Annotated in this window: 16 protein-coding genes; 10 read left to right on the top strand and 6 right to left on the bottom strand. The window is 58.5% G+C overall.

The window, feature by feature from the left end; translation table 11 throughout:
* Positions 1-7: 7 nt before the first annotated feature.
* The 3 genes from CWM54_RS06485 to CWM54_RS06475 are packed head-to-tail and all read right to left on the bottom strand — an operon-like array spanning position 8 to position 2,540.
* The gene (locus CWM54_RS06485) at positions 8-133 is read right to left on the bottom strand and encodes a DUF2474 domain-containing protein (RefSeq protein ID WP_048271748.1); all 126 of its coding nucleotides are present in this window, start codon (positions 131-133) and stop codon (positions 8-10) included.
* Positions 133-1,143 (bottom strand): cytochrome d ubiquinol oxidase subunit II, encoded by a 1,011-nt coding sequence (gene cydB, locus CWM54_RS06480; protein ID WP_100696484.1) that lies wholly within the window; start codon positions 1,141-1,143, stop codon positions 133-135. Before cydB ends, CWM54_RS06485 begins: the two co-directional genes overlap by 1 nt.
* Entirely contained in the window at positions 1,143-2,540 is a 1,398-nt protein-coding gene (locus CWM54_RS06475) for a cytochrome ubiquinol oxidase subunit I (protein ID WP_100696482.1), read from the bottom strand. The genes cydB and CWM54_RS06475 overlap by 1 nt, the downstream gene beginning before the upstream one ends.
* A 682-nt stretch (positions 2,541-3,222) precedes the next feature.
* Between CWM54_RS06475 and CWM54_RS06470 the strand changes: the two genes are divergently transcribed.
* The 6 genes from CWM54_RS06470 to patD all read left to right on the top strand — a co-directional run bounded on the left by CWM54_RS06470 (position 3,223) and on the right by patD (position 10,293).
* On the top strand, positions 3,223-4,635 hold the full coding sequence (locus tag CWM54_RS06470) for a PLP-dependent aminotransferase family protein (RefSeq protein ID WP_100696480.1): 1,413 nt from the start codon (positions 3,223-3,225) through the stop codon (positions 4,633-4,635).
* 305 nt (positions 4,636-4,940) lie between these two features.
* Positions 4,941-6,086 (top strand): putative ABC transporter substrate-binding protein YdcS, encoded by a 1,146-nt coding sequence (gene ydcS, locus CWM54_RS06465; RefSeq protein ID WP_100680374.1) that lies wholly within the window; start codon positions 4,941-4,943, stop codon positions 6,084-6,086.
* A gap of 16 nt (positions 6,087-6,102) precedes the next feature.
* A complete protein-coding gene (locus CWM54_RS06460; protein WP_100696478.1) occupies positions 6,103-7,116 on the top strand; it encodes an ABC transporter ATP-binding protein in 1,014 nt (337 codons plus the stop codon).
* A gap of 1 nt (position 7,117) precedes the next feature.
* A complete protein-coding gene (locus CWM54_RS06455; RefSeq protein ID WP_061154422.1) occupies positions 7,118-8,047 on the top strand; it encodes an ABC transporter permease in 930 nt (309 codons plus the stop codon).
* The gene (locus tag CWM54_RS06450) at positions 8,037-8,843 is read left to right on the top strand and encodes an ABC transporter permease (protein WP_008804683.1); all 807 of its coding nucleotides are present in this window, start codon (positions 8,037-8,039) and stop codon (positions 8,841-8,843) included. The genes CWM54_RS06455 and CWM54_RS06450 overlap by 11 nt, the downstream gene beginning before the upstream one ends.
* A 22-nt stretch (positions 8,844-8,865) precedes the next feature.
* A complete protein-coding gene (gene patD / locus CWM54_RS06445) occupies positions 8,866-10,293 on the top strand; it encodes an aminobutyraldehyde dehydrogenase (RefSeq protein WP_012541560.1) in 1,428 nt (475 codons plus the stop codon).
* Between the two features lie 332 nt (positions 10,294-10,625).
* On the opposite strand, the gene CWM54_RS28420 is transcribed toward patD, so the two are convergent.
* A complete protein-coding gene (locus tag CWM54_RS28420) occupies positions 10,626-10,748 on the bottom strand; it encodes a small membrane protein (protein WP_004175940.1) in 123 nt (40 codons plus the stop codon).
* A 490-nt stretch (positions 10,749-11,238) separates the two neighbouring features.
* On the opposite strand from CWM54_RS28420, the gene CWM54_RS06440 reads away from it, so the two are divergent.
* The gene (locus CWM54_RS06440; protein WP_100680371.1) at positions 11,239-11,490 is read left to right on the top strand and encodes a hypothetical protein; all 252 of its coding nucleotides are present in this window, start codon (positions 11,239-11,241) and stop codon (positions 11,488-11,490) included.
* A gap of 52 nt (positions 11,491-11,542) precedes the next feature.
* Here the strand turns inward: CWM54_RS06440 and yncL are convergent, their stop codons facing one another.
* Complete coding sequence (gene yncL, locus CWM54_RS06435) at positions 11,543-11,635, bottom strand: stress response membrane protein YncL (protein ID WP_012968073.1); 93 nt, start codon at positions 11,633-11,635, stop codon at positions 11,543-11,545.
* A 195-nt stretch (positions 11,636-11,830) separates the two neighbouring features.
* Between yncL and CWM54_RS06430 the strand changes: the two genes are divergently transcribed.
* Both CWM54_RS06430 and CWM54_RS06425 read left to right on the top strand, forming a co-directional pair.
* Entirely contained in the window at positions 11,831-12,004 is a 174-nt protein-coding gene (locus CWM54_RS06430) for a GhoT/OrtT family toxin (RefSeq protein ID WP_008804686.1), read from the top strand.
* Between the two features lie 88 nt (positions 12,005-12,092).
* Positions 12,093-12,842, top strand: a complete 750-nt coding sequence (locus tag CWM54_RS06425) for an alpha/beta fold hydrolase (RefSeq protein WP_100680370.1) — start codon at positions 12,093-12,095, stop codon at positions 12,840-12,842.
* A 12-nt stretch (positions 12,843-12,854) separates the two neighbouring features.
* On the opposite strand, the gene CWM54_RS06420 is transcribed toward CWM54_RS06425, so the two are convergent.
* Positions 12,855-14,288, bottom strand: coding sequence for an aldehyde dehydrogenase (locus tag CWM54_RS06420; RefSeq protein WP_100680368.1), 1,434 nt, complete (start codon positions 14,286-14,288; stop codon positions 12,855-12,857).
* A gap of 269 nt (positions 14,289-14,557) precedes the next feature.
* Between CWM54_RS06420 and CWM54_RS06415 the strand changes: the two genes are divergently transcribed.
* Positions 14,558-16,156, top strand: coding sequence for an ABC transporter substrate-binding protein (locus CWM54_RS06415; RefSeq protein WP_100680367.1), 1,599 nt, complete (start codon positions 14,558-14,560; stop codon positions 16,154-16,156).
* Positions 16,157-16,160 lie beyond the last annotated feature (4 nt).

Genomic DNA, 16,160 nt, shown 5'->3' with positions numbered 1-16,160 from the left:
ATCCCACTCAGACTTTTAGCCCTGCGGCGGTCATCAGCAGGCGAAACAGCAGGCTGATGGCGGCCAGCGTCAGTACGCTGCCTCCCCAGATCGCGATCAGCCACAGCAGACGTTTAGGCCAGGCAGTATGCATCAGTGATATCCCTCCCCGGGCTGAACTTTGCCGCGGAACACGTAATAGCTCCAGCAGGTGTAGCCAAGAATGACCGGAATAATCAGCAGTGCGCCCACCAGCATAAAGCCCTGGCTTTGCGGGGGAGCGGCAGCCTGCCACAGCGTGATGGCCGGCGGGATAATATGCGGCCAGATGCTGATCCCCAGTCCGCTAAAGCCGAGAAAGACCAGCCCCAGCGTCAGCGTGAAGGGCGAAACATGGCGGTCGCGCTGATGCAGCGTGCGCCACAGCCAGCCGCTGATGAGGAGCACCAGCAGCGGCACCGGCAGCAGGAAATAGAGATTCGGCAGGCTGAACCAGCGGGCGGCAATTGCCGGGTGCGCCAGCGGAGTCCACAGGCTGATGACGGCAAACACCGCCAGCAGGGCAACCAGCAGCTGCCGCGATGCGCTGCGCATCCGCTGCTGCAGCGCGCCTTCGCTTTTCATCACCAGCCAGGTGGCGCCGAGCAGCGCATAGGCCACGCACAGCCCGAGTCCGCAAAACAGGCTGAACGGGGTCAGCCAGTCAAACATGCCGCCGCTGAAGGCGCGACCGCTGACGGTGAAACCGTTGATCACCGCCCCGACCACCACGCCCTGGCTGAAGGTCGCCAGCAGGGAACCGCCAAAAAAGGCACGGTCCCAGAAGGGCCGGTGCGACGGCGTGGCCTGGAAGCGAAACTCAAAGGCGACGCCGCGAAAAATCAGGCCGATCAGCATCAGGGTCAGGGGGATCGACAGGGCGTCGATTATCACCGCGTAGGCGAGGGGAAAAGCGCCAAACAGACCGGCGCCGCCCAGTACCAGCCAGGTCTCATTGCCATCCCACACCGGGGCGACGCTGTTGACCATCACGTCGCGCTCGGTGCTGCCCCGTACTGTGCCAAACAGCATGCCGATGCCCAGATCAAAGCCATCCATGACGATGTACATCAGCGTGGCAAAGACGATAATCACGAACCAGATCACCGATAATTCGATACCCATTAGCGGGACTCCTTCTGCAGATAACCTTCAGTGGCGGCGGATAGCGGGCGGGCTGGCGTACCGGTTGTCGCGGGCTGCACCTCCTGCGGCCCCTTGCGGATCAGACGCAGCATATAGCTGTAGCCGACGCCGAAGACGGCGCTGTAGACCACGATAAAGGTCAATAAACTGACCGACATATGCAGGTCACCGTGAGCGGAAACGGCGTCTGCAGTGCGCTGAACGCCATACACCACCCATGGCTGACGGCCCACTTCGGTGGTCACCCAGCCAGCGAGAATAGCAATCAGTCCTGAAGGGCCCATCCACAGCGCAAAGCGCAGAAATGGCCGTGAATGGTACAGTCGGCCGCTGCGACGCAGCCACAGGGCCAGTACGCCGAGCAGAAGCATCAGCATGCCAAGACCGGCCATCAGGCGAAACGACCAGAACACCACGGTAGCGTTCGGGCGATCCTCAGGAGCGAACTCTTTCAACGCCGGCACCTGTTTATCAAGGCTGTGGGTGAGGATCAGGCTGCCCAGGGCCGGGATCTCAAGCCCGTAGCGGGTGCGCTCCTGCTCCATATCAGGCCAGCCAAACAGCAGCAACGGCGTTGGCTCGCCCGGCGGGTTTTCCCAGTGGCCCTCAATGGCGGCTATTTTCGCCGGCTGGTGTTTCAGGGTATTCAGACCATGCATATCGCCGATCAGCGCCTGGACGGGGGCAACCAGCAGCGTCATCCAGAGCGCCATAGAGAACATCTTACGGATCGCCGGCGACTGATTGCCGCGCAGCAGATGCCAGGCCGCCGAGGCGCCGACAAACAGCGCGCTGCTGAGAAACGCCGCCACTGTCATATGCAGTAAGCGGTAGGGGAACGACGGGTTAAAGATCACCGCCAGCCAGTCGACGGGCACCACCTGGCCATCGACGATCTCAAACCCTTGCGGGGTCTGCATCCAGCTGTTAGAGGCGAGGATCCAGAAGGTCGAGATGATGGTGCCCAGCGCCACCATACAGGTGGCGAAAAAGTGCAGCCCCGGCCCCACGCGGTTCCAGCCGAAGAGCATCACTCCGAGAAAGCCTGCTTCCAGAAAGAACGCTGTCAGGACTTCATAGGTCAGCAGGGGGCCGGTAATGCTGCCCGCGAACTGAGAGAAACCGCTCCAGTTGGTGCCGAACTGATAGGCCATCACCAGCCCGGAAACCACCCCCATGCCGAAGTTGACGGCGAAGATTTTCGACCAGAAGTGGTACAGCGAACGCCAGGTGGGATTTTTGCTTTTTAGCCACAGGCCTTCGAGTACCGCCAGGTAGCTGGCCAGCCCAATAGTAATGGCGGGAAAGATAATATGAAATGAGACCGTAAAGGCGAATTGAATTCGCGCAAGATGGAATGCATCAAGACCGAACATGCAGGACTCCACAACAAAATTGATTCAGCGCAATTTTAGGCAGGGAGAAGGCAAGGGGGCAGAAGCAGTCCGGCCATTTTTTATCATAACAGTTGGCCGCTGTTATGATTTTTCACCTCGCGTCCAGATCATCGGCCGGCACGAATAAATACCGATGGGGTGGGTCGCTTAACCAACAGACCAGCGGAGATTTGGCCGTTATCCCGGGGCCGGTTGATCGGCGGACTCGGCCGCCGGTACGGCACTGCTTCTGGCCGGAATAATATATCCCGAATATCACGCGGTGCTGTATTAATTCTTGCGATAATGCACAGCGAGTTTTAGCGTCATTTATTCTCACGCATTAGTATGAGAATAAGTAAAAACGCTGAGCGGGTTAATCGTAAATTAAATAATAATAAATTGTCGACTCCGCGGGTAATTTGTACTGTATGCGCTCGGGAATAAATAAAAAGGAATGCCCATGTCTGAAAAAGGATTACAGAGTTTGTGCATTACGCTTGGCGTGATGATTATCTTCTGGTTTGCGTTAATCTCGCTATTCTGGGTGGTGATATTTTAAACCCATCCCGTGCTATGACGGGGACGCGACTGCCGCTGCAGATATAACAGTTACAGGAAACTATGATTTTTTTATAACTGATATATGATAATGAGAGGTTATCGTACGGGGACGGCCGCAATGAAAAAGTATCAACAGCTGGCGCAGCAGCTGACCGAACAGATCGCGCTTGGCGTCTGGTTGCCTGGCGATCGGCTGCCGTCGCTGCGCGAGCAGGTGATCAGCAGCGGCATGAGCTTTATGACCGTCAGCCATGCCTATCAGCTGCTGGAAAGCCAGGGGCGCATCGTCGCCCGTCCACAGTCGGGTTATTATGTCGCCCCCCAGCCGGTGAAGCTCCGGCAGCCGGCGCCGCCTGCCCTGGTGACCCGCGATGAAGCTGTCGATATCAATACCTATATCTTTGAGGTGCTACAGGCCAGCCGCCAGGCGTCGATGCTGCCCTTTGCCTCGGCCTTTCCGGACCCGCGTCTCTTCCCGCTGCAGCAGCTTAACCGCTCGCTGGCGCAGGTGAGCAAAACCGCCACCGCCATGAGCGTCATTGAGAACCTGCCGCCGGGCAATGCGGAGCTGCGGCACGCCATTGCCCGACGCTATGCCCTGCAGGGGATGAACATCTCGCCGGACGAGATCGTCATTACCGCCGGGGCGCTGGAGGCGCTTAACCTCAGCCTGCAGGCGGTGACCGAGCCGGGCGACTGGGTGGTGGTGGAAAACCCCTGTTTCTACGGCGCCCTGCAGGCGCTGGAGAGGCTGCGCCTGAAGGCGCTGTCGGTGGCGACCGACGTCAAAGAGGGCATTGACCTGACGGCGCTGGAAGCGGCCCTGCAAAATTACCCGGTCAAGGCCTGCTGGCTGATGACTAACGGGCAAAACCCGCTCGGCTTCACCCTTAGCGCCGAAAAAAAAGCGGCGCTGGTGGCGCTGCTGGCGCGCTATAACGTGATGCTGATAGAAGATGATGTCTACAGCGAGCTTTACTTTGGTCGCGAGAAACCGCTACCGGCGAAATACTGGGACCATCAGGATATGACGCTGCACTGCAGCTCGTTTTCAAAATGTCTGGTGCCCGGGTTTCGTATCGGCTGGGTGGCGGCCGGCAAACAGGCGCGGCGGATCCAGCAACTGCAACTGATGAGTACGCTCTCCACCAGCTCGCCGATGCAGTTAGCCCTGGTGGATTATCTGTCCACCAAGCGCTATGACGCCCACCTGCGCCGTTTGCGCCGCCAGCTGGCGGAGCGTAAACAGCTGGCCTGGCAGGCGCTGCTGCGCCATCTGCCGCCGGAGGTTATCATCCACCACAGCGACAGCGGCTACTTTCTGTGGATTGAACTGCCGGAAGGGGCCGACGCCAGCGCGCTAAGCGCCCGGGCGCTGGCGTCGCACATCAGCATTGCCCCGGGAAAAATGTTCTCCACCTCCGCCAGCTGGACCTCGTTTTTCCGTTTTAATACCGCCTGGGGCTGGGGAGAACGCGAAGAGCAGGGGGTGAGGCGGCTGGGTGAACTTATTCGTGAGCAGCTTACCTGACGACTCAGGCTATTTTTCGTCGCCATCAACTCTCGGAAAAAATAAATGCGGGTGAGTTTTTATCAAGGCCGGTCATTATTTTACCGGCGCTCACCATAGGAAATATGCATACCCCTCCTTTTTCTCTAACTCGTTGTCTATAATCCATAAAGTCCTGCTTGTGTTGGCGATTTTTGCGTAATGCGTCCCGGGTCACAACCTGAATAAATTCCCCAGGGGGCGTTAATCCGCTGACTACCCTTATTTCAGGAGATATTTTTACGGCACGGCTGCCGCTAATTACCTTGTGACAGGAGTAACACCTGATGAGCAAAAAATTTGCCCGTTGCAGCCTTTATGTGCTGAGTATGGCCTGTTTGACCGTGCAGGCGGCGGAGCCACTCACCTCGCTGGATAAACCGGAAGGGCGGCTCGATATTATTGCCTGGCCGGGGTATATCGAACGCGGCCAGACTGACAAGCAGTACGACTGGGTCACCCAGTTTGAAAAAGAGACCGGGTGTCAGGTTAATGTCAAAACCGCCGCTACCTCTGACGAGATGGTCAGCCTGATGGCCAAGGGGGGCTACGATCTGGTGACCGCGTCGGGCGATGCCTCGCTGCGTCTGATCATGGGCAAACGCGTTCAGCCGATTAACACCGCGCTGATTGCCGGCTGGCACACCCTCGACCCACGCATTGCGCAAGGGGCATGGTTTAACGTCGGCGGTAAAGCCTACGGCACGCCGTATCAGTGGGGGCCGAACCTGCTGATGTACAACACCCGCGTATTCCCGACGCCGCCGGACAGCTGGAGCGTGGTCTTCGTTAAACAGAACCTGCCGGACGGCAAAACCAATCAGGGGCGAGTGCAGGCCTATGATGGCCCGATCTATATCGCTGACGCCGCGCTGTTTGTCAAAGCCACCCAGCCGCAGCTGGGGATCGAAGATCCCTATCAACTGACCGAAACCCAGTATAACGCGGTGCTGAAAGTGCTGCGCGACCAGCAACCGCTGATCCATCGCTACTGGCATGACGCCACCGTGCAGATGAACGACTTCAAAAACGAAGGGGTGGCCGCCTCGAGCTCGTGGCCCTATCAGGCCAACGGCCTGAAGGCTGAAGGCCAGCCCATCGCCACCGTGTTTCCGAAGGAGGGAGTGACCGGCTGGGCGGATACCACCATGTTGCACAGCGAAGCGAAGCATCCGGTCTGCGCCTACAAATGGATGAACTGGTCGCTCACGCCGAAGGTGCAGGGCGATGTGGCGGCCTGGTTCGGCTCGCTCCCGGTGGTGCCAGAGGGGTGTAAAGCCAGCGCGCTGCTCGGTGATAAAGGCTGTGAAACCAACGGCTATGACCAGTTTACCCGGATCCACTTCTGGAAAACGCCGGTTGCCGAAGGCGGGAAATTCGTACCCTACAGCCGCTGGACTCAGGACTATATTGCGATAATGGGCGGCCGCTAAGGACGGGAGGCAGACAATGACGTACGCGGTCGAGTTTCAGAATGTTTCGCGCCTGTACGGCGATGTGCGGGCCGTAGATGGGGTTAGCATAGGCATTAGGGATGGTGAATTTTTCTCAATGCTGGGGCCCTCCGGTTCGGGCAAAACCACCTGCCTGCGGCTGATTGCCGGTTTCGAGCAGCTCTCCGGCGGCACCATCCGTATTTTCGGTCAGCCAGCCAGCGAACTGCCGCCCTGGCAGCGGGATGTGAATACGGTGTTCCAGGACTATGCGCTGTTTCCCCATATGTCGATCCTCGACAACGTCGCCTACGGCCTGATGGTCAAAGGCATGGCGAAGAAAGCGCGCCATGCCCGCGCCCAGGAAGCGCTGGAAAAAGTGGCCCTTGGTTTTGCTCATCATCGCAAGCCTTCTCAGCTCTCCGGCGGCCAGCGGCAGCGGGTCGCGATTGCCCGGGCGCTGGTGAACCAGCCGCGGGTGCTGCTGCTCGATGAGCCGCTGGGCGCGCTGGATTTGAAGCTGCGCGAGCAGATGCAGGTGGAGCTGAAAAAGCTGCAGCAGTCGCTGGGGATCACCTTCATCTTCGTGACCCACGACCAGAGCGAAGCGTTGTCTATGTCAGACCGCGTGGCGGTGTTTAACAATGGGCGCATCGAACAGGTGGATGCGCCGCAGGATCTCTATCTGCATCCGAAGACCGCGTTTGTCGCTGGCTTTGTCGGTACCGCCAACGTTTTTGAAGCCGAGGCGGCCCGGCGATTGTGCGGCATGCCGGGCAACTGGTCGCTGCGTCCGGAGCATGTTCGCCTGCAGGGCGGCGGCGAGGTTCAGGTACAGGGCGTGGTGCAGGCGGTACAGTATCAGGGGGCGGCGACACGGATTGAGCTCAGGCTGGCGGAGGGGGACAAGCTGCTGGTCAGCCAGGCGAATATCGATGGCGCGGCGGCAGCCAGCGCCCCGCGGATGGGGCAAACAGTGCTGGCGTCATGGTCGCGGTCAGCGATGACCCCGCTGGAAAGCGGAGGCTGAGATGACCATGACGATGATTCCTGCGCAGGCCGGGCGCGTATCCGGGATCTTCTGGCGTCGGCCAGCATTGGGCCTGTTTTTACTGCTGCTCGGGCCGCTGATGTGGTTTGGCATCGTCTATCTGGGATCACTCCTGACCCTGCTGTGGCAGAGTATTTATACCTTTGACGACTTCACCATGTCGGTGACCAGCGACTTTACGCTGGCCAACCTGCGGGCGCTGTTCAACCCCGCCAATTACGACATTATTGTCCGTACCCTGGTGATGGCCCTGAGTGTGACGCTCGCCAGCGCCATTCTGGCGCTGCCGATGGCCTGGTACATGGCTCGCTATACCAGCGGCAAAATGAAGGCTTTCTTTTATATCGCGGTGATGTTGCCGATGTGGGCCAGCTATATCGTCAAAGCCTACGCGTGGGTACTGCTGCTGGCCAAAGATGGCGTGGCGCAGTGGTTTCTGGGCCATCTTGGACTGGAAGGGGCGCTGAATGCGCTTCTGACCGTCCCGGCGGTCGGCGGCAACACCTTGTCCACCTCCGGGCTGGGACGCTTTCTGGTGTTCGTCTACATCTGGCTGCCGTTTATGATCCTGCCGGTGCAGGCGGCGCTGGAGCGCATTCCGGGCTCCTTGCTGCAGGCGTCGGCCGATCTTGGCGCCGGGCCACGACAGACCTTCCGCTATGTAGTTCTGCCGCTGGCTATCCCCGGCATTGCCGCCGGATCGATTTTCACCTTCTCGCTGACGCTGGGCGACTTTATCGTGCCGCAGCTGGTCGGGCCGCCGGGGTACTTTATCGGCAACATGGTCTACTCACAGCAGGGGGCGATAGGCAATATGCCGATGGCGGCGGCGTTCACCCTGGTGCCGATCGTGCTGATTGCCCTTTATCTGGCGTTCGTGAAACGTCTGGGAGCCTTCGATGCACTCTGAACGCGCACCCTGGTATCTGCAACTGGCGACCTGGGGCGGAGTGGTGTTCCTCCACTTCCCGTTGCTGATCATTGCCATCTATGCTTTTAATACGGAGGATGCGGCCTTCAGCTTTCCGCCGCAGGGGTTGACGCTACGCTGGTTTAGCGAGGCAGCAGGGCGTAGCGATATTCTCGAGTCCGTGACGTTGTCACTTAAAATTGCCGCCCTGTCGACGGCCATTGCCTTAGTACTTGGCACGCTGGCTGCAGGTGCCCTGTGGCGCAGCACTTTTTTTGGTAAGAATGCGGTATCGCTACTGCTGCTGTTACCGATCGCCCTGCCGGGGATCATTACCGGCCTGGCGCTGCTGACGGCGTTTAAAGCCGTCGGTCTCGAGCCAGGACTACTGACCATTGTGGTGGGGCACGCGACCTTTTGTGTGGTGGTGGTGTTTAACAACGTCATCGCCCGCTTTCGTCGGACCTCGTGGAGCCTGGTGGAAGCCTCGATGGATCTGGGCGCGACCGGCTGGCAGACCTTTCGCTACGTGGTGTTGCCCAATCTGGGATCGGCGCTGCTGGCGGGGGGAATGCTGGCCTTCGCGCTGTCGTTTGATGAAATTATCGTCACTACTTTTACCGCGGGGCATGAGCGTACATTGCCGCTGTGGTTACTGAATCAGCTGGGGCGGCCGCGCGATGTGCCCGTCACCAACGTTGTCGCGCTGTTGGTGATGCTGGTAACGACGATACCAATCTTAGGGGCCTGGTGGCTCACCCGTGACGGCGATAACGACGCCGGAAACGGGAAATAAAACCATGAAACAGGATAATGCTATGCAACACAACCTTTTGATAAACGGTAAGTTAGTGGCAGGTGAAGGCGAAAAGGTGCCGGTATACAACCCTGCGACCGGCGATGTGATCCTGGAGATTGCCGAAGCGACAGCGGCCCAGGTCGATGCCGCCGTTGAGGCGGCGGATCGGGCGTTCGATGCCTGGAGCCAGACAACGCCGAAAACGCGCTCGGAATGCTTGCTGAAGCTGGCGGACGCCATCGCGGCGCAGGCGGAGACCCTGGCGCAGCTGGAGTCGCTGAACTGCGGCAAGCCGTTGCACTGCGTGATTAACGATGAGATGCCGGCCATTGCGGACGTCTTCCGCTTCTTCGCCGGCGCCGCCCGCTGCCTGCCGGGAATGGCCGCCGGAGAGTATCTCGAAGGGCATACCTCAATGATCCGCCGCGACCCGGTGGGCGTGGTGGCCTCTATCGCCCCCTGGAATTATCCCCTGATGATGGCGGCCTGGAAGCTGGCCCCGGCGCTGGCGGCAGGCAATTGCGTGGTGATAAAACCCTCGGAGATCACCCCCCTGACGGCGCTGAAGCTGGCGGAGCTGGCAAAAGATATCTTCCCCGAAGGGGTGATCAACGTGCTGTTTGGCCGCGGCAAAACGGTAGGCGACCCGCTGACCTCGCATGCCAAAGTGCGAATGGTTTCGCTGACCGGGTCGATTGCCACCGGGGCCCATATCATCAGCCATACCGCCTCGTCGATCAAACGCACCCACATGGAGCTGGGCGGCAAGGCGCCGGTCATTGTTTTTGACGACGCGGATATCGATGCGGTAGTCGACGGGGTACGAACCTTCGGCTTTTATAACGCCGGCCAGGACTGCACGGCTGCCTGCCGGATCTACGCTCAGCAGGGTATTTACGACCAACTGGTGGAGAAACTCGGGGCGGCGGTGGCCAGCCTGAAAATGGGCGCGCCAGAGGATGCCTCTACCGAGCTGGGACCGCTGAGCTCGCTGGCGCATCTTGAAAGGGTTAGTGCCGCAGTGGAAGCCGCAAAGGCACTGCCGCATATTAAAGTGGTCACCGGCGGTCGCCGGGCTGACGGCGCGGGCTATTACTTCCAGCCGACGCTGCTTGCCGGCGCCCGGCAGGAAGACGCCATTGTGCAGCGCGAAGTGTTTGGCCCGGTGGTCAGTGTGACGCCTTTCAGCGATGAAGCGCAGGCCCTGAGCTGGGCGAATGATTCCCAGTATGGTCTGGCGTCCTCGGTATGGACCAAAGATGTTGGCCGCGCCCACCGGCTTAGCGCCAGGCTGCAGTATGGCTGCACCTGGGTCAACACCCACTTTATGCTGGTGAGCGAAATGCCGCACGGCGGCCAGAAACTGTCGGGCTACGGAAAGGACATGTCGATGTATGGCCTTGAGGATTATACTGTGGTCCGCCATGTCATGGTTAAGCATGGCTAAAGCATTGACCCTTTAGTGGCTGGCGATGATTGCGCGACGGTTGTGTTAGTTCGCTAATAGTCACAATGGCAAAAATTGTCAAAAATCAGCGAGGGGGATATGAGATTATTCTGATGCCCCTTCAAGAGCTAAGCCAATGTGAGTGCCGGAGATAAGCGCCGGATGGGGCCCGCCAGTCACCCTGGGCGCGTTGCGCCCGGCGGGTGAGGCGACAACGTCGCGGTCCGCGAGCGTATACCGGCCTCTGCCTGTTGGCAGGGGCTTTTTTATGCCCTCGGCGTCGCGGGATGAAGACCGAATAGCCATCAGGAAGCGCATCGTCTGCCCGCCATTCAGCGCTTGGTTTTTTTGCTCGGCAAACTGGCGCTACGACGGTCACGAATATAGGAAATAAGATTATACACCGCCGCGACCAACAGGATCAGCGCGATGACCAGCGTGATGATTCCGGACATATCCACCTCGAAATATAAAAAGCGCCCTGGCGCCAAAACATTACCAATAGTTATGAATGTAAGTATTATCTGAAGGGAAGGCAAATGATATTTGTTGTCATTTAGCGCTATTTTTGGCGATTAACCGCGAGATCCACAATGAAGGGGTTATGTAACAACGGCTTGTAGCGGCCTTTTATCGTATTAAGATGGAGGCCCTGCGTGGAATATCGCATTTTTGGTGAACGCGGCGACAATCTTTTCCCCCTGAGAACGGGGACATATTATCTTTATCAGACCAATCGAATTGCCCTGAACCGAAATTATTTCACGACTATAAATAAGGATTTAATATTTGCTGTTATTGCATGATATTTGTTCTGAATATTAAATATTCCGTGAGGCGGGCAAAATGCAGGCTGCAGAGGCGCGTGGGCGCTGCCGGGTTTGACTTTCCGTCGCTGCTCATGCGATCATTTAGCGCATATTAGGTTTTAACGTTGATGTCGCTGTGAAAATTTTGGCTTTTATTCTGCTGGCTATCGGCGCTGTGACGCTGAGCTATGGTAACGCCCCGGCAAAACGCATTCAGGGCTGTGAGAACGCGGGAGTGGGGCAGGCCGTCTGCGCTGCCGCCGAATGGGATAGTGAACAGATGAATTTTCTGCCGCACTATAACCCGGAGCTTAATAAGGTTATTGCGGCAGGCCAGTCAGCACCTGTCGCTTATAACCTTTATAATATCGCCCGTGTTCGCGCGTAAAAAAGCAGCCCCAGTGGGCTGCTTTTTTAGGTTTCGTTGCTGAGTAAAATCATTAAAACCAGCCAAATCTCACGGACAGCAGGCTGATAAGTACGCACGCGGCGCAGACATTAATCAGAATGACGGTTTTGCTGGAGACATCCATAACGCCACCTTAATGAGTAAGTCCCTAAAGGTATAGTACGGCGCCTGCGGTTGCGCTATCGGATTAAGACGAATCAGGCTTTATTCTCAATATTCAGCCCGTTTCTGAATTTGTTATACAGGTATCTCTGAATCACGACGTCATGGCAGATGATCATCCCACCATGGAACGCCCCTCAGGGAAGGAAGAGTAAGAATGACGTTATATCAAAAAATGCTGGTGTTTTACGCCATTATGGGCGTGATATGCGCCGTGATTAGCTGGTTTTTGACCAAAGAGAGCCGGGTGATCCGCCTGCTGGCGGCCCTGTTGATCGGCGCCACCTGGCCGTTCAGCTTTCCGATGGCGCTGCTCGTCTCGCTGTTTTAACCCTCAGATGCCGGACGGCAGAAAAGGGTGGCGGAAAGGGTAAGGTTACTGTATAAAAAAACAGTAATCTTATCATGGAGGCATACAGGTGAACGGTTTCTTTTCCTCCGTCGCAGGCGCCACGCTGCGTTGGCTCGATCTTCCGGGAGATGGCCTCCCGGTGGTGTTTATCCACGGTCTCGGCTGCGCGTCATCCTACGATTATCCCCGCGTCGCCAGCGATCCTGCGCTGAACGGACGGCGTAAAATACTCATCGATCTGCCAGGCTTCGGCTACAGCGATAAACCGCATGACTTTAGTTACAACATACATATTCAAGCGCAAGTCGTGGAGCAGCTACTTAACCATCTGTGCCTGCAGCGCTTCGCGCTGTTCGGTCATAGCATGGGAGGAAGCATCGCCATCGAAGCGGCGGGGCTGTTGGGCGAGCGCGTGACCACGCTGCTGGTCTCAGAACCCAATCTGTTTGCCGGCGGCGGTGAGTACAGCAGGCGCATTGCGGCGCAGACAGAGGCGGCCTTTATTGCCGAAGGCTATGCCAGAATGCTGGCTGAGGAGCGCTCGCCATGGGCTGGCTGTTTGCAAAACAGCGCGCCCTGGGCCGTCTGGCGGGCCGCCAGCAGCCTGATGCGCGGCAGCGATACCCCCTGGTTTACTCAGCTCTGCCAGCTGCGCTGTCAAAAAAGGCTGATCGTCGGCGAGCTCTCGCTGCCTTATGCCGATATTGACCTGACTGAGGCGCAAGGGATCCCGGTCGGGATTGTGCCCCGCGGGGGGCACTCGATGGCGTGGGAGAATCCGCAAGGGCTGGCGCAGATCATCGCCAGCCAGGGTTAAAAGAATACCGGCTCAGAAAGGGAGTTCGCGGGGCTGGGTCTGGAGTGTTATCCAGCGCAGCTCGGTGAATTCCGCGATGCCGGCCCGGCCCCCAAAGCGGCCATAGCCCGAGGCTTTGCAGCCGCCAAACGGCATTTGCGCTTCATCATGCACCGTTGGGCCATTGATATGGCAAATGCCCGTTTGCAGACGTTGCGCCACGTTCCACGCTCTGGCGCTGTCGCGGCTGTAGACCGCAGCGGAAAGACCGTATTCACTGTCGTTGGCTACCGTCAGCGCCTCTTCTTCATTCTTAACCCGAATAATCGCTTTTACCGGGCCGAAGGACTCTTCGTTCCACAGCCGCATCTCGCGGGTCACGCCGTCCAGCAAGGTCGGCGCCATGTGGGTATCGCTTGCTTTACCACCGGTTAGCAGGCGAGCGCCTTTGGCTAACGCATCGTCGATTAACGCGTTGCAGCGGGTGATGGTGTTCATATCAACCACCGGCCCCGTCAGGCTGGCGGGCAGGGCGGCGGCGCGCCTGGCCAGCAGCGGGATAAACACCTCCGCTACGGCGTTGTCGACAATAATGCGCTCGGTGGACATGCAGATCTGGCCGGCATTGGCGAAGGCGCCAAAAACCGCGCCCGCCGCCGCTTGCTCGATATCAGCATCGTCCAGCACCAGCAGCGGCGCTTTACCGCCGAGCTCCAGCACCGCCGGTTTAAGATATTGCCCGCAGGTGCGGGCGATAATCCGCCCCACCGGCGTGGAGCCGGTAAAGTTAACGCGCCGCACCGCCGGGTGGGCGATGAGCGACTCCACCAGCGCCGGCGCATCTTCAGGCGCACAGGTAAGATAGTTCACCACCCCCGGCGGGAAGCCCGCCGCGTCAAGGGCGTCGATAATCAGTCCCTGAGTGGCCGGCGACAGCTCCGCGCCCTTGAGGATCACTGCGTTGCCGCAGGCTAGCGGCGTTGCCAGCGCCCGGGTAGCCAGAATCAGCGGTGCGTTCCACGGCGCCATGCCCAGTACCACCCCCGCTCCCTGGCGGACGCCCATCGCCAGGTTGCCCGGCACGTTGGAAGGAATAATTTGCCCTTCAATTTGGGTGGTCAGCGCCGCCGCTTCGCGCAGGATATCGGCCGCCAGATGAACGTTAAAGCCGGCCCAGTGCGCGGTCGCGCCGGTCTCCGCCGCCATGGCGGCGATAAATTTAGCCTCCCGCAACAGCATATGTTCCGCGGCGTCGAGCAGTAAGCGACGCCGTTCCGCCGGAGGGGTATCACGCCACAGTGGGAAGGCTTTCGCCGCGGCCTCGATGCAGCGTTTGCCGTCGGCGAGACTGGCGGCGGCGGCCACCGAGGCGACGTCGTCGTGGGCCGGGTGGCGGCGGGTAAAGGTGCGGCGGCCTTCGGCATCGTGCCACTGGCCGTCAATGTACAGATTGCAGGTGATTGTCATGGTGGAAACCTCTTGTTCTGCGGTTCCCCCAGTGTACCGGGCACTACTGATGGTGAGCGTGAGCAGGGCGGTTATCGCACATTTTTTTGCAGGAATTATGTGTGGCTCACAACATCCCGACACCCGCTGGCGTAAAAAACAGCGCTACGCCGATTAAAACAGCGATTTCAGCGTGATTTGCATAAGGTGATAGCCATTGATTATTTGCCGGAGGCGGGCGCCTGTGCTGATATTACGGTTCTTATAATCAATAATCAGGACTTATAACCATGTCTACAGGGAAAACCACGCTGGCGCTGCTGCTGAGCGCACTGCTGCCGGCCGGCGCCGCCTGGGCCGCTGGCAATGACACACTGGTCTACTGCTCAGAGGCCTCCCCGGAGTCCTTTAACCCGCAAATCGCCAGCTCCGGCCCGTCGTTTGTCGCCAGCTCGCAGGTGCTGTATAACCGCCTGGTCACTTTTGACCCGGTGAAGAACACGCCGATCCCGTCGCTGGCCACCGAGTGGCACGTCTCTGAGGATGGCAAAACCTGGACCTTTACTCTGCGTCAGGGGGTGAAGTTCAACAGCAACAAATTCTTCAAACCAACCCGCGATTTTAACGCCGACGACGTCCTGTTTTCCGTGCTGCGCCAGATGGATCCTCAGCATCCCTATCACAAGGTGTCGCAGGGGAACTATGAGTACTTCCACGACGTGGGCCTCGATAAGTTGATTAAGTCGGTGAAAAAGGTCGATGACTATCACGTCCAGTTCGTGCTTAACGAGCCGAACGCGGCGTTTCTTGCCGACTGGGGTATGGACTTCGCCTCTATTCTGTCGGCGGAGTATGGCGAGGCGATGCTGAAGAAAGGGACGCCAGAGAATGTTGATAACTGGCCTGTCGGTACCGGGCCGTATGCCCTGCAGCAGTATAAAGTGGATTCCCAAATCCGCTATATCGCCAATCCCCACTACTGGGAAGGCGAGGTACCGACTAAGCACCTGATCTTCTCCATTACGCCGAACGTCGAGACCCGTCTGGCGAAACTGCAGACCAACGAGTGCCAGATTATTCCTGCGCCTTCGCCGGTTCAGTTCCCGGTGATTAAGGGCAATAAAGATCTGGCGCTGCATGCGGTTGAAGCGCTGAATGTCGGCTATCTGGCGTTCAACACGGAGAAAAAACCGTTTGATAATGTGCTGGTGCGCCAGGCGTTAAACTATGCCACCGACAAGCAGGCGATCGTCAAGGCGGTATTCCTCGATTCCGGCAGCGTGGCGAAATCACCGATCCCATCCGCGATGCTCGGGTATAAGAAAGATCTCCCGGACTACGACTATGATCCGCAGAAAGCCAAAGCGCTGCTCAAGCAGGCGGGTCTGGAGCAAGGGACGGAAGTGACCCTGTGGTCGATGCCGGTCCAGCGCCCCTACAACCCGAACTCGAAGCGGATCGCCGAAATGATCCAAAACGACTGGGCTAAAGTGGGCGTGAAAGCGAAGATTGTCAGCTATGAATGGGGCGAATACCTTGCTGGTATGCGCAAGGGAGAAGATGACAGCGCATTGTTTGGCTGGATGTCGGACAACGGCGACCCGGACAACTTTGCCGGCACGCTGCTCAGCTGTGATAATATCCAGACCGGCTCCAATGTCGCCCACTGGTGCGATAAGTCCTATGACGCGCTGGTGAAGAAAGCGCTGCTGGTGAGCGATCCGCAGGCGCGCGCCAAACTCTATGAACAGGCGCAAGAGATCTTCTACCAGCAGGCGCCGTGGATCACCCTGGCGACCGGCAAGACCTTCTATGCCACCCGTAGCAACGTCAGCGGCTACCGCGTGAGCATGATGGGGAGCGATTTTTCCAAAGCGAAGCTGAATTAAGCGA

Source organism: Klebsiella sp. D-Nf1 (assembly GCF_002810515.1).
In the GTDB taxonomy this organism is placed as follows: Bacteria; Pseudomonadota; Gammaproteobacteria; order Enterobacterales; family Enterobacteriaceae; genus Klebsiella; species Klebsiella variicola.
Note: the sequence above shows the minus strand (reverse complement) of the source record. Positions and strands in the feature narration are given on the sequence as shown.

Excerpts from the sequence above, each read along its gene's own strand:
- CWM54_RS06485 (WP_048271748.1), bottom strand. The coding sequence starts at position 133 with ATGCATACTGCCTGGCCTAAACGTCTGCTGTGGCTGATCGCGATCTGG.
- cydB (WP_100696484.1), bottom strand. The coding sequence starts at position 1,143 with ATGGGTATCGAATTATCGGTGATCTGGTTCGTGATTATCGTCTTTGCC.
- CWM54_RS06475 (WP_100696482.1), bottom strand. The coding sequence starts at position 2,540 with ATGTTCGGTCTTGATGCATTCCATCTTGCGCGAATTCAATTCGCCTTT.
- CWM54_RS06470 (WP_100696480.1), top strand. The coding sequence starts at position 3,223 with ATGAAAAAGTATCAACAGCTGGCGCAGCAGCTGACCGAACAGATCGCG.
- ydcS (WP_100680374.1), top strand. The coding sequence starts at position 4,941 with ATGAGCAAAAAATTTGCCCGTTGCAGCCTTTATGTGCTGAGTATGGCC.
- CWM54_RS06460 (WP_100696478.1), top strand. The coding sequence starts at position 6,103 with ATGACGTACGCGGTCGAGTTTCAGAATGTTTCGCGCCTGTACGGCGAT.
- CWM54_RS06455 (WP_061154422.1), top strand. The coding sequence starts at position 7,118 with ATGACCATGACGATGATTCCTGCGCAGGCCGGGCGCGTATCCGGGATC.
- CWM54_RS06450 (WP_008804683.1), top strand. The coding sequence starts at position 8,037 with ATGCACTCTGAACGCGCACCCTGGTATCTGCAACTGGCGACCTGGGGC.
- patD (WP_012541560.1), top strand. The coding sequence starts at position 8,866 with ATGCAACACAACCTTTTGATAAACGGTAAGTTAGTGGCAGGTGAAGGC.
- CWM54_RS28420 (WP_004175940.1), bottom strand. The coding sequence starts at position 10,748 with ATGTCCGGAATCATCACGCTGGTCATCGCGCTGATCCTGTTGGTCGCG.
- yncL (WP_012968073.1), bottom strand. The coding sequence starts at position 11,635 with ATGGATGTCTCCAGCAAAACCGTCATTCTGATTAATGTCTGCGCCGCG.
- CWM54_RS06430 (WP_008804686.1), top strand. The coding sequence starts at position 11,831 with ATGACGTTATATCAAAAAATGCTGGTGTTTTACGCCATTATGGGCGTG.
- CWM54_RS06420 (WP_100680368.1), bottom strand. The coding sequence starts at position 14,288 with ATGACAATCACCTGCAATCTGTACATTGACGGCCAGTGGCACGATGCC.
- CWM54_RS06415 (WP_100680367.1), top strand. The coding sequence starts at position 14,558 with ATGTCTACAGGGAAAACCACGCTGGCGCTGCTGCTGAGCGCACTGCTG.